Annotated in this window: 9 protein-coding genes and 1 pseudogene; 8 read left to right on the top strand and 2 right to left on the bottom strand. The window is 64.2% G+C overall.

Annotated elements, in window-relative coordinates:
* Positions 1 to 12: 12 nt before the first annotated feature.
* The gene (locus NJU76_RS24320; protein ID WP_254533003.1) at positions 13 to 1,251 is read right to left on the bottom strand and encodes a substrate-binding domain-containing protein; all 1,239 of its coding nucleotides are present in this window, start codon (positions 1,249 to 1,251) and stop codon (positions 13 to 15) included.
* A 209-nt stretch (positions 1,252 to 1,460) separates the two neighbouring features.
* Between NJU76_RS24320 and NJU76_RS24315 the strand changes: the two genes are divergently transcribed.
* Positions 1,461 to 2,207 carry an ABC transporter ATP-binding protein gene (locus tag NJU76_RS24315; protein ID WP_254533002.1) on the top strand — a complete coding sequence of 249 codons (747 nt, stop codon included), beginning with the start codon at positions 1,461 to 1,463 and terminating at the stop codon, positions 2,205 to 2,207.
* Between the two features lie 70 nt (positions 2,208 to 2,277).
* On the opposite strand, the gene NJU76_RS24310 is transcribed toward NJU76_RS24315, so the two are convergent.
* Positions 2,278 to 2,679, bottom strand: coding sequence for an acyl-CoA thioesterase (locus NJU76_RS24310; RefSeq protein ID WP_254533001.1), 402 nt, complete (start codon positions 2,677 to 2,679; stop codon positions 2,278 to 2,280).
* A gap of 334 nt (positions 2,680 to 3,013) precedes the next feature.
* Here NJU76_RS24310 and NJU76_RS24305 point away from each other — a divergent pair.
* The 7 genes and pseudogenes from NJU76_RS24305 to NJU76_RS24275 form a co-directional block, all read left to right on the top strand.
* A pseudogene (locus NJU76_RS24305) lies at positions 3,014 to 4,129 on the top strand ((Fe-S)-binding protein); the annotation flags it as partial.
* A 108-nt stretch (positions 4,130 to 4,237) separates the two neighbouring features.
* Entirely contained in the window at positions 4,238 to 5,575 is a 1,338-nt protein-coding gene (locus NJU76_RS24300) for a CoA-binding protein (RefSeq protein WP_254533000.1), read from the top strand.
* Between the two features lie 58 nt (positions 5,576 to 5,633).
* The gene (locus NJU76_RS24295; protein WP_254532999.1) at positions 5,634 to 7,052 is read left to right on the top strand and encodes an SLC13 family permease; all 1,419 of its coding nucleotides are present in this window, start codon (positions 5,634 to 5,636) and stop codon (positions 7,050 to 7,052) included.
* Positions 7,053 to 7,204: 152 nt separating this feature from the next.
* Entirely contained in the window at positions 7,205 to 9,154 is a 1,950-nt protein-coding gene (locus tag NJU76_RS24290; RefSeq protein WP_254532998.1) for a 3-hydroxyacyl-CoA dehydrogenase/enoyl-CoA hydratase family protein, read from the top strand.
* Positions 9,155 to 9,156: 2 nt separating this feature from the next.
* Entirely contained in the window at positions 9,157 to 10,353 is a 1,197-nt protein-coding gene (locus NJU76_RS24285; protein WP_254532997.1) for a thiolase C-terminal domain-containing protein, read from the top strand.
* Positions 10,350 to 10,868, top strand: coding sequence for a Zn-ribbon domain-containing OB-fold protein (locus NJU76_RS24280; RefSeq protein WP_254532996.1), 519 nt, complete (start codon positions 10,350 to 10,352; stop codon positions 10,866 to 10,868). The genes NJU76_RS24285 and NJU76_RS24280 overlap by 4 nt, the downstream gene beginning before the upstream one ends.
* Positions 10,865 to 12,490, top strand: a complete 1,626-nt coding sequence (locus NJU76_RS24275; RefSeq protein WP_254532995.1) for a long-chain fatty acid--CoA ligase — start codon at positions 10,865 to 10,867, stop codon at positions 12,488 to 12,490. The genes NJU76_RS24280 and NJU76_RS24275 overlap by 4 nt, the downstream gene beginning before the upstream one ends.
* Positions 12,491 to 12,538: the final 48 nt, after the last annotated feature.

The raw sequence follows: 12,538 nt of genomic DNA, 5'->3' as shown, positions 1-12,538 counted from the left end.
GGGAACTGAGCGTTATCGCTCGCTCCAGTCCGGAAACGGGTACTCGAGGTCGGAAGCTCGTTCGTTGTCAGTCTCCGGGAAGGCGGTGTACTGGTTGCCGTCCAGCCACTGCCCGGTCGGGGCCGTTAGTTCTCCTTCGGTCGGCAGGCCGTTGTCTTCGAAGCTGAACGTGCCGATGACCGTCTCGAAGGTCTCCGACTGGAGTGCGTTCTGCACCTCCGACGGGTCGGCTGAGCCGGCAGCGTCGATCGCCTGGCCGGTCACTTGCGCGACGTTGTAGCCGCCGCCGACCGCGGTGCGGATGAACTCGCCCTCCTCAAGTCCGTACTCGTCGACGTACGCCTCCCACATCCCCTCGTTCCCGTTGCCCGTCATTCCGGGTACCCAGCCCGGACACATGCACACGTATTCGCCGCTTTCACCGAGCGCGTTCCACCAGTCCTGCGGGTCTGCGGCGCGGACGAACTTGACGAGGTCCGGCGAGAAGCCGCCTTCCTCCATCTGCTCGATCATCGTAATTCCGTCCGGGGGAGTCGGGACCGAGAGGAGGATCTCGACGTCCGCGTTGTCCGACTGGGAGATCATCGTCGAGAAGTCGCTCGCGCCGTACTCGTACTGCTCCCTTAGGACGATGTCGTACCCCGCGTCACCGAGTGTCTCCTCCCAGGAGTCCGACTGTTCTTCGCCCCAGTCGGAGTTCGGCTCCCAGATACCGACGTTGGTCGGTCGCTCGTTCTCGGGGATGGTCTCTAGGAGACCCTGTGTCGACCGCGCAACGTCCCTCGACTTCGGGAACGCTGCGTAGGTCCACTCGTAGTTCTCATTTCGGTGCGGTGCCTCCTGTGCAAAGTAGGCGGCGACGAACGGGATCCCCTCGCTCTCTGCGACGCTGCTTCCCGCGGTTACGAGTTCGCTCGAGAAGCTCCCCCATATCACGTCGGCGTCTCCTGCCATCTGCCGGAGGTTCTCGATGACGACGCTCGGATCGCTTTCGTCGTTCTCGGTCAGGAGTTCCACCTCTTGGTCGAATGTCTCCTCGATGTGGGCGACACCGAGTTCGTACCCCTGTTTCATCTCTTCGGCCATCGACGAGAACGCACCCTCCTCCGGAATCGTCGTCGCGATGGTGATGGCAGCGCTGCTCTCGCTGCTTTCCAGTAACGTGCAGCCGGCCAACGCCGCTGTTCCGGCGATCGCCCCGGTCGATTTTAAATACGAACGCCTAGTCCGCTTGGTGGTAAAGTTCACCATGGCTTGCTTTGTCAGATGAGAGACCGTCCTATTAAATGATATGGTTTATTATTGGCTATCGTATGTGGGGTCCCCCTCTCACAGAGCTCGTCGACCGGGGTCAATCAAACCGAGTTCGCGGTACGATACTTCGTGCTCTCGATTCGCGCTCCGTTGGCAGACGCGCGATGGGGTAGGTTTATGCGGGTGGGTAGTCAACACCGCGCGCAATGGCGCTACTCGAAGGAAAGAACCTGACGAAGAGTTTCGGGGGAGTCCTCGCCGTGGATGACGTCTCGTTTTCGATCGAGCGCGGCGAGACAGTCGGACTCATCGGCCCGAACGGGGCAGGGAAGTCCACCCTGTTTCGCCTCATCACCGGCGTCCATGAACCGACCGAGGGTCACGTCTTCCTTAACGGTGACGAGATCACGGGAATGAGCCCGCACGAGATCTGTCACCGCGGGCTCGTCAAGACCCACCAGATCGTCAAGCCGTTCGAACACATGACCCTCCTCGAGAACGCGACCGTCGGCGCCGAGTTCGGCGGCCGCGAGGTCGACCATCCGCAGGAGAAAGCGTACGAGTCCCTCGAGTTCGTTGACCTCGATCACCTGGCGCACACGAAGCCCGACGAACTGAGTGTCGGTGCGCTCAAACGGCTCGAGATCGCACGCGTCCTCGCGACCGATCCCGACATGATGCTGTTTGACGAGGTCGCAGGGGGGCTAGATACCGACGAGACGGAGGCGATCGTCGACCTCATCGGCGACATCAAAGAGAGCGGTAAGACGATCTTCCTCATCGATCACGTGATGCGGGCGCTGATGTCCGTGAGCGAGCGCGTGTTCGTCCTCGAGAACGGGCAACTCATCGCCCGCGGAACGCCCGAGGAGATCCAGAACGACCAGCGCGTCATCGAGGCCTACCTCGGAAAGAGTGCAGGAGAGGATGCCGGCGTCGCCGCGGGCGACTGAGCTCGAATAGTTCCGCTCGGGTGCCGTCGCCGCCGACGCCGCGGGCGACCGGCACCTCCGCCAGCGTCAGTCACTCGTCGGTGCGCTTGAGGGCCGCCCTGAGGTCGTCGGGGACCGGTATGCCGCCGTCGCCGTCGACGGGGACGCAGACGCGGAACTCCGTCCCCCTGAAGACGACGTCGCCGTCGTGGGTCGCGACGTACTCGAAGCGGACGCTCGAGTCGCCCACCTCTGGGGTCAGTTCGATTTCGACCCGGTCGCCGCCGCGGACCTGCCCGGTAAAGTCGAAGTCCATTGAGACCAGCGGCAATCCGACCCCGTGCTCCTCGGTCAGCTCCCAGTACGGGTAGCCGACGTGCTCCATGAAGGCGTCCGACGCCTCGTGAATCGCGTCGATCATGCGCGGGTAGTGAGCAATGCCGAACGGATCCGTGTCGGAAAAGCGGACGGTCCACGTGTGGGTGTAACTCATCGTTCGTTCCGAAGACCTCTCGCGGATCGGCATAAATGCGCCGGCGAACGGCGGGCACGCTCGAGGCGAACCGAACTGGCTGGTCACCGTTCGCGGACATCCAAACCATTTAGTTGTAATGAGACCGACGTGGGGGGCATGACTGCGGGACCCGACAGGGGACTCGAAGACGCCGGGCGCGACGACGGGGCAGCGGACCGTCGCCGGCAGCCGACCGCGTCCCCGAGTCCGAGACGGGAGCCGAACCCCCGTGGACCGACCGAATGCCAACGAAACGCTTGCGTTCACCGGACTCGAGGCCCACGAAACGGCCGAACACGAGACGTTCTGGACGCTCCAGAAGGCCGGCCTCCTGGTCCTCTTGTCTCGAATCTCCGACAAGAAACACATCTCGTTTATCGAGGACTGCGGGGTACCGCCCGACTGCCTCCCCGAGTTCGTCGAGCGCTTCCAGTCGCTACTCGTCGAGAAGGGCCGGAACGTCGACGCGGACCTTCTACGCCCACGCGGGACTGGACGTCCTGCACGTCCGCCCGCTAGTGAACACGAAAGTCGACGATGACTGCGAGGACATGGTGGCGATCGCCGAGAAGACGGTCGGCATCGCGTACGAGCAGTCCCTCCCCATGTTCCGCCGGGAGACGTTCAAGAATGGTTCGACGTGCGCGGATCTCGGGTTCCCAAAGCGGAAGCCGAACGGAAGGCAGTCCTCTTCGCCGACACCTACACCAACTACAGCCACCCCAAGGTCGGGAAGGCCACGGTGAGCGTCCTCGAGGCCACCGGCGTCCGCCTTGATGTAGCCGAGTGGACCGACAGCGGCCGGCCCTGTCGAAGAGGTTCGTGGACCGGGCTCGAGAGACGATGTCCGTGAATGTGGCCGAACTGGCGCCGTGCGTTTGGGGCGGCTGGGATGTCGTCCTCGTCGAGCCGTCTGACGCCGTCATGTTCCAGTCGGACGGGCTCAACCTGCTCTCCGGAACGTCCGTCAAGGAGGTTGCCGCGAACACCTACGGCGTCTGTGAGTACCTTGGTCAGTTCCGACTCGACGAGGCCTCAACTGGTCGCCGCTGGCCGAATCGGTGGCGTACCACGTCCACTGCCACCAGAATGCGGAGAAGAAGGACCACCACATCGGCGTCCTCCGGCGGGCCGGCTACGGGTCAATCCGATCGATTCGGGCTGTCGCGGGATGGCGGGGACGTTTTGCTAAGAGGCCGAGCACTACTCGCTGAGCAGCGCCATCGGCGACATCCACTTCGAGCAGATCAAGGACAGTGACGCAAGGGTCATCGCAGCTCTCGGGACGCCCTGTTGAACTCAGTTTGCCGACGGATGGATCGAGCCAGTGCCGGCTGACAGTTCGCTCGCCGGCATCCACCTCGACCGCGAGAAGCCGCCGACGCCGGCCGAACTGCTCGCACACGCCCTCCCCGACGAGTCGCGATGACGCCGATCACCCACACCCCGACGATCGCCCCCCTCGCCGAGGGCCGAGTAGGGCTATATTACCGAACGACCCACGGAATTTATGATGTGAGGCTCGCTTTGTCACGCTATGAGCCTATCCGACCTCTTTGAGCCGGACGGAATCGCCATCGTCGGCGCTTCGGCGACGCCCGGAAAGATCGGCAACGACGCGATGTCCAACGTCGAAGTCTACGACGGCGAGATCTACCCCGTGAACCCCTCGAGTTCGGGGACTGTCTACGGCTACGAGTTCGTCGACTCGGTCGCCGAGACCGACGCCGACCTGGCGCTGCTATGCGTCCCCCGCCGCTTGCAGCCGCAGGTCTTAGAGGAGTGCGGCGAGGCGGGCGTCAGCACGGCCGTGATCTTCGCCGGCGGGTTCACCGAGATGGGCGGCGAGGGCAGGGAACTCCAGGACGAGATTGCACGGATCGCCGACAAGTACAACATCACCGTCCTCGGCCCGAACACGGCTGGATACGCGATTCCGCACGCGGACCTCTACGGCTCATTCGTCCCGCGCATACGCGAGGTCGGAATCGGCAACGTCGGGATCGTCGCTCAGAGCGCCGGCGTCGCCATCACCCTCTCGTTCCACATGACGCAGGAGGGGTACGGCGTCTCCTCCATGTTCGGCCTTGGAAACCGGGTGAATACAGAGTTCGCGGATGTGATCCCCGTCCTTGACGAGGACCCCCGAACCGAAGCGATCGTCCTCCACGTCGAGGGCACGGCGGACGTCGATCGGCTCCACAAGATCTGCGAGGAGGTCGACACTCCGATTGTCGCGTACAAGGTGGGCGAGCGGGCCGACCCCGACTTCGTGCGGGCCCACACCGCGGCCCCGTCGCATGTCGACGCCACGTACGAGGAGGCGTTCGACCAACCGGGCCTGGTGACCGTTTCCTCAACGACCGAACTGCTCGACGCCGGTCGCGTGCTCGCCGATGCGCCGACACCCGAGGGCGCGAACGTGGGCGTCGTCACCGCCCAGGCGGGACCGGGAATCATCGTCAACGACTACCTCGAGGACGCCGGCGCGGTCTTCCCGGATCTGACCGCCGAGACTCGGGAGCGTGTTGACGACCTGCTCGAGGGAATTACCTACACGGAGAACCCTGTGGACACAGGTCGGCCGATGCCAGAGTTCGGGCAGGTCGTCGACGCCGTCGCGCGGGACGAGAACGTCGACATCGTGCTGGTCTACGAGATCTACGAGGACTCACTGGGCTACCCGGTCGAGGAACTCGAGGCACTCTCCGAGGAGGTCGACAAGCCAATCATCTTCACGGTCGCCGGACCGCACGAGGCCCTGCGCGAGGAGCGTGAGCAGATGGAGGCCCTGGGAGTTCCGACCCTCGAGACGCCTGAGCGTGGGGCACAGGCCGTCGCGGCGCTGATCGAGTCCATCTCCGGGGAAGAGTGAACTGTCGTGGAACCGACGCCCCCGACAGTTTTATCGCCGCACTGAGATGGACGGGACGATGACTCGTTCGGACGCGGTCGCGGTGCTCCGGTCGCCGCCGCTGGCGTTCTCCTTAGCGGCGGTCGTCGGTCTCGCGACGTGGGCGCTCGGCTCCGGTTCGACTGCGGCGGCGGCGAACGCCCCGGCGGCCGCAACGATCCTTGCGATCACGCTGTTTTGCATCGTCCTCTGGATCCTGACGCCTGTCCCACCCTCGTACACGGGGCTGATCGGTATTGGACTGATCGCCGTCACGACCTCCACCGATCTGGCACTCTCAGGCTTCCAGAAGCCGGCGACGTGGCTCATCGGCTTCGGGTTACTGATGGGGGAGGCGACGCGGCGCAGCGGACTCGCGACGGAGGCGGGTCGGTGGATCGCCGCCAGGAGCGTCTCGGAGGAGGTCCGCTCCAATCCCGTCCGGACGTACCGTCGGCTCCTGCTCGCGCTGTCGCTGGGCGCCCACGCCTTGGCGCTGTTCGTCCCGTCAGCGCTTGTGCGCATCCTAGTGGTGGCGCCCATCCTCCACGAGACGGGATCGCTCTTCGAGTCTCGGCAGGCCAGGGTGGGGATCTACCTCGGCCCGCTGTTCGCGACCTTCTACGGCTCCTCGGGCATCCTGACCGCCGACCTCCCGAACATCATCATCACGGGATTCGGCCAGTCGCTCGCCGATCACGTCGTCTCGTGGTCCGACTGGTGGGTCCACATGTACCCGATCATGGGTATCACACGCGTCCTGCTCGTCGTGGCCGTGGTGTATTTCCTCTTTCGGCCGTCCCCCGATTCGAGCGTTGACCTGCCTGAGGCCGACGGCGCCGGGTTGGGCGCGGTCGAACGGCGCATGCTGGGGTTCCTGCTCGTCGGCGCGGTGATTTGGGCGACCGACTTCGTCCACGGCTTCCATCCCGTGATAGGTGCGGTCGCGGTCGTCGTCCTCGCATTCCTGCCGGGGATCGGCATTGTGGACTTTGAGGCGATCGGGGACGACGTGGACTTCTCCATCCTCTTTTTCATCGCCGCGGTGTTCGCGATCGGCGACGGCCTCACCGAGACCGGGTTCACCGACGAGGCGGCCACTCACCTCCTCGAGCTCATCCCGACCGACGCGCCGCTCGCGGTGATCCTCGCGTGCGTCTTCTTCGTCACGTTCTCGCTGGCGTTCTTAATGGAGGGGCTGGCCGTCGCGAGTGTCCTCACCCCGATCCTGATCCCGTACGCGGAGGCGGCGGGCCTCCCGTTCACGCCTGTCCTGATGGCCGAGGCGATGGCCTTGAGTTCGTACTTTTTCCCCTACCAGTCGGCGGTGCTAATCGTCATCCTGGCGGAGGGCGAGGTCGAGACCCGGGAGGTGATCCGCACGACGGTCGCCTGTTCCGTCGCGACGATCCTCCTATTGCTCCCCCTCCAGTTTGGCCTGTTCGGTCTCCTCTACTGACCCTCAAGGCGGCAGTCCCGCCCTCGAGGGGCTGCGTCTCCTCCTTGAATGGCATCGCACTCGCCCTCGAGCGGGGCCGCGTTCGTTCTCAAAACGCGCGCCACCGTCACTTCTCCAAAGATATATAGTACTCAATCGCACACAGATTCTTGATGGCAAATGACACTGTAGAGAACGTAGCAGTGCTGGGGTCAGGTAGCATGGGCCACGGTATCGCAGAACTCGCCGCCCTCGGCGGGTACGACGTGACGATCCGGGACATCAAGGAGGAGATCGTGACTGAGGGCTACGAGAACATCGAGTGGAGCCTCGAGAAACTCGAGGAGAAGGGCCGGATCGACGAGGCGAGCGACGTCGTCCTGTCACGCATCTCGACGACGACCGACCTCGCCGAGGCCGTCGACGACGCCGACCTCGTGATCGAGGCGGTCCCCGAGCGGATGGATGTCAAGCGGGACACGTTCTCGTCGGTCGACGAACACGCCCCGGAGCACGCCATCCTGGCGTCAAACACCTCGAGTCTCTCCATCTCGGAGATCGCGGCGGCGACGGACCGCCCCGATCAGGTGGTGGGCCTCCACTTCTTCAACCCGCCGGTGAAGATGGACCTCGTGGAGGTCACCTACGGCGACAAGTCGAGCGACGAGACGGCCGAGACCGCCTACGAGTGGGTCGAGTCGATCGACAAGACGCCGATCTACGTCCGCAAAGACGTCCACGGATTCGTCGTCAACACCGTCCTCGTTCCATACATGGAAGAGGCCGCGTGGATGCTGTCGAACGACGAGGCAACGATCCGGGAGGCTGACGCCACGATGGTCTACGAGAGCGGGTTTCCGATGGGACCGTTCGAACTCAACGACTTCGGCGGCATCGACATTGGCTATCACTTCCGTGCGGAGTCCGACCAGCCGGTCCCGCCGGTCGTCGAAGAACTGGTCGACAAGGGGAACCTCGGGCGCAAGAGCGGGAAGGGGTTCTACGACTACGAGGACGGCAACGGCATCGACTACGAGCCGACCGACGCCGGCGGATACGACGCCCTCCGGACCGAGGCCGTAATGATCAACAAGGCCGCGTGGCTCGTCGGCAACAACGTGGCGACGCCCGATGAGGTTGATATTGGCTGCCGCCTCGGCGGGAACTTCCCCGAAGGGATGTGCCAGCGCGGCGACCGCATCGGCCTCGATGTCGTCCTCGAGAAGCTCAAGGAACTCTCCGCCGAGCATGACGCCGAGCGGTACGAGCCCGCCGACTACCTTGTCGAACTCGTCGAGGACGGCTGGACCGGCGAGGACGCCGGGAAGGGGTTCTACGACTACCGGGTCGACCCACCGTACTTCTACATCGACTGGGAGATCGACGACGACAGCGTCCTCGAGGTCACTCTCGACCGCCAAGAACGGCTGAATTCGATGTCCGAGAACATGTTCAGGGAGATCGATCGGCTCCTGGCGGACGTGGACGTAGACGAGGTCTCCTGCGTCGTCTTCGAAGGCGCCGGCGACCGGGCGTTCAGTTCCGGCGCGGACATCACCGGCTTCACAACCGGCGAGCCGACCGACATCATGGACCCCGACGACGTGTTCCAGACCGTCTACGAGTTCGAGCGGCCGACGGTCGCGAAGATCGACGGCTTCTGCCTCGGCGCGGGAATCGAACTCGCACTAGCCTGCGACATCCGCGTCGCCACCGAGGACTCGACGATCGGAACGCCCGAGACGACCCTCGGCGTGATCCCCGGCGGCGGTGCGACCCAGCACCTCGTCCGACTTATCGGCGAAGCCCGGACGAAGGAGATGGTGTTCCGTGGAATGCAGTTCAACGCCGCGCAAGCCGAAGAGTGGGGCATCGTTAACCACGCCGTCCCCCAAGACGAACTCGACGAGATCGTCGCCGACATCGTCGACGACTTGGTCTCGGGGCCGCCGATCGCGCTCAAGGCCGCAAAGGAGGTCATCAACGACGGCCAAGAGGCTAGTCTCGAGACCGCGCTCAAGATGGAGAAGCACGCGTTCGCGCTGCTATCGACGACCGACGACATGCTTGAGGGTGTGACGGCGTTTAGGCAGAACCGCGAGCCACAGTTCGAGGGTGAGTGACCGTGAGAGCAACCCGAAACGTGGCTGTCGTCGGCGGTGGGCACACGGAGTGGGGCGAGCGCGACGCGACTTGGAAGGATCTGGCACAGGAGGGCGGGAAGGCCACGTTCGACGCCATTCCCGACGTCGGTCCCGAGGATATCGAGGGGCTGTTCGTCGGCGCGGTCCAGCCCGAACGGTTCGCCTACCAGTCTCACGTCGCCCCGATGGTGGCGGAACTGCTCGGCATCGAGGTCACCGAGATGACCGCTCGGACGGAGTTGGCCTGTGCGAGCGGGCAGGCCGCACTGCGCTACGCGTGGTTGGCGATCGCCGCGGGTCAACTCGATACGGCGCTCGTGCTCGGCGTCGAGAAGATGAACCTCGGCCGCGATTACGTCCCCGAGATGCAGGGGTCGATGGCGAACGTTCTCGACCGGGAGTTCGATGGCGTCAACGGGCTGGCCGCGCCGCCGTTTTTCGCGTGGTACGCCCAGCGACACATGCACGAGCACGGGACAACCCGCGAGCAACTCTCGCTGGTCGCGGCCAAGAACAAGAGCAACGCCGCCAAGACCGACTTCGCCCAGTTCCGAAAGGAGATCGACCCAGCGGACGTCCTCGAGTCGCCCGAAATCGCGCCGCCGCTCCATCTCTTCGACTGCAGCGGGATCACCGACGGCGCTGCGGGCGTGATCCTGATGAGCGAAGAGAAGGCTCGCGAGGTCACCGACATCGCGGCCTGGATCACGGGCAGCGGCCAGTCCTCGATGGCGGGGAACTCGATTAACAACCTGCCCTCGTTTTCCGGCTGGCCCCAGGCCCGGAAAGCGTCGCAGAACGCCTACGACCAGGCGGGAATCGAGGATCCCCTCAAGGAGATCGATATCGCGGAGATCCATGACTGCTTCTCGATCAGCGAGATCATCGAGTACGAGGAACTGGGCTTCTGCGAGCGCGGCGAGGGCGGCCAATTCATCGAGAACGGTCGCAGCCGTCTCGATGGCGACGTGGCGGTCAACCCCCGCGGCGGCCTGCTTGGCTGTGGCCACCCGCTGGGCGCGACCGGCGTCTCGCAGGCCCTCGAAGTAACGCAGCAGTTCCAGGGTGAGGTATCGAGTGACAGACAGGTAGACGACCCGGAGACCGGCCTGATCCATAACTTGAGCGGCAGCGGGTCGGTCCACAGCGTCATGACCCTCGCGAGGGATCCACAATGACCGATCAAACCGATTCGAACGGAGGAGAGCGAGAGACTGTCTCAGTGCCGAAGGAAATCGAGTTCCCCCGACTGCTCGATTTCTACGAACTCCAGACCGACGACCACACGAAGATCCACGAGTTCTACGACAACCTCCGGGACGGCCGGTTGACCACGACACAGTGTACCGACTGCGACGCGACCCACTACCCGCCCCGCATCGTCTGCCCCGAGTGTACGGGCGACGACCTTGAGTACGTGGATCTCCCCCACGAGGGCGAACTGTTCGCGTTCTCGGAAGTGCGGGGCGGCCTTCCGATGGGGCTGGCCGAACACGACGTGCCGTTCGTCGTCGGGGTCGTCGACCTCGGTCCCGTCAAACTGTCGGCACGGATCGACGACGCCTCCTACGGCGACCTCGAGATCGGCGATCCGGTCACGCTGAAGATCGTCGAGATCGACGGACCAACCGACGAAGAACGCGTCTTCTACCGATTTGAACCGGTGAACAGGAACGGCGGTGATTCCGAATGAAAGACTACCAACTCACACTGCAGGTCCTGATCGAGCGAGCCATCGACCTGTTCGACCACAAGGAGATCGTCTCGGAACTGCCCGACGGAACCACCCACCGCTACACGTACGCCGACGCGTACGAGCGGATGGGTCGGCTGGCGAACGCCCTCGACGACCTCGGGATCGATCCGGAGACGCGACTGTCGGTGATGGCGATTAACCACTATCGCCACTACGAACTGTACTTCGCGCTCCCGTGCAGCGGCAGGAGCATCCATATGACGAACCACATGCTCCCAGACGAGCACCTCGTTGAGATCGTCAACGAGGCCGAGGACGAGGTAGTCTTCGTCGACCCCGAGTTCGTCGAGACTGTCGAGCGCGTCGCCGACAAGCTCGAGACCGTCGAACACTTCGTGATCCTCGACGACGAGGTACCGGAGACCGACCTCGAATCGGTGTACGCCTACGAGGAACTGCTCGAGGGGCAGGATCCCGAGTACGACTGGCCGAAGATCGACGAGGACGACGAGGCGGGCATCTGTTACACCTCAGGTACGACCGGACTGCCGAAGGGGGCGCCGTACACACACCGGAGCCTCTACCTCCACACAGTGACCCACAGCCACGTCGACGTCTTCGCGATTAGCGAGAATGACGTCGTGATGCCCGTCGTCCCGATGTACCACGTCAACGGATGGGGGTTACCCTACACGGCGACGATGTGCGGGTCGAAACTCGTCCTCCCAGGACCGAAGACCGGCACCGAGGAGATTGTCGCACTCATAGACCGGGAGGAGGTAACCGTCACGGCGGCAGTCACGACGGTGTGGCTCGACGTAGCGGCGCTCTACGACGAGCGCGATGACACGGAACTCGGGAGCCTTGACCGGGTGCTCATCGGGGGCACGTCCCCACCCGAGTGGCTCATGGAGAAGTTTGACAAGGAGATCGACGCCCCAATCCACCAGGGCTACGGCATGACCGAGGCGGCCCCGCACCTCGTCAATACGATGACGACAACCGAGGTGGCCCAACTGCCCGAGAGCGAGCGGTACCAGCAGCAGATGAAACCCGGGATTCCCGCGCCAGGCGTCCAGATCCGCCTCCGGGACGCGGACGGGAATCCGGTGCCCCACGACGGCGAGTCAACTGGCGAGATCCAGGCGCGGGCACCGTGGCTCATCGACAAGTACTACGCCCGTCCCGAGGAGACCGAGGCGTCGTTCACCGAGGATGGCTGGTTCAAGTCCGGCGACGTCGGCGTGATCGACGAGTACGGCTACCTCGAGGTCGTCGACCGCCTCGACGACGTCATCAAGAGCGGCGGCGAGTGGATCTCGTCGCTCGAACTCGAGAACGAACTGATGGCCCATGAGGCCGTCGAAGAGGCGGCGGTGGTCAGCGTGGAACACGAACGGTGGGAGGAGCGACCGGTCGCCTACGCGGTGGTCTCGGCCGACGAGGTCACTGAGGACGAACTCCGCGAGCACCTCCTCAAGCGGTTCCCGAAGTGGTGGCTCCCCGACGAGACCTTCTTCTGCGAGTCGATCCCGAAGACGACGACCGGGAAGTTCGACAAGAAGGTCCTCCGCGACGGGTTCGTCGGTGAGTACGGGACGCTGCCGCTCAAGGACTAGGTCGATCACCGGTTCCGTCCGCCGTTTTCGTCCATCCGTTCATCGATT

The organism is Natrinema gelatinilyticum (genome assembly GCF_024266705.1).
GTDB lineage: Archaea > Halobacteriota > Halobacteria > Halobacteriales > Natrialbaceae > Natrinema > Natrinema gelatinilyticum.
Note: the sequence above shows the minus strand (reverse complement) of the source record. Positions and strands in the feature narration are given on the sequence as shown.

Bases quoted from the DNA above. Each gene is read 5' to 3' on its own strand.
- NJU76_RS24320 (WP_254533003.1), bottom strand. From the start codon at position 1,251: ATGGTGAACTTTACCACCAAGCGGACTAGGCGTTCGTATTTAAAATCG.
- NJU76_RS24315 (WP_254533002.1), top strand. From the start codon at position 1,461: ATGGCGCTACTCGAAGGAAAGAACCTGACGAAGAGTTTCGGGGGAGTC.
- NJU76_RS24310 (WP_254533001.1), bottom strand. From the start codon at position 2,679: ATGAGTTACACCCACACGTGGACCGTCCGCTTTTCCGACACGGATCCG.
- NJU76_RS24300 (WP_254533000.1), top strand. From the start codon at position 4,238: ATGAGCCTATCCGACCTCTTTGAGCCGGACGGAATCGCCATCGTCGGC.
- NJU76_RS24295 (WP_254532999.1), top strand. From the start codon at position 5,634: ATGACTCGTTCGGACGCGGTCGCGGTGCTCCGGTCGCCGCCGCTGGCG.
- NJU76_RS24290 (WP_254532998.1), top strand. From the start codon at position 7,205: ATGGCAAATGACACTGTAGAGAACGTAGCAGTGCTGGGGTCAGGTAGC.
- NJU76_RS24280 (WP_254532996.1), top strand. From the start codon at position 10,350: ATGACCGATCAAACCGATTCGAACGGAGGAGAGCGAGAGACTGTCTCA.
- NJU76_RS24275 (WP_254532995.1), top strand. From the start codon at position 10,865: ATGAAAGACTACCAACTCACACTGCAGGTCCTGATCGAGCGAGCCATC.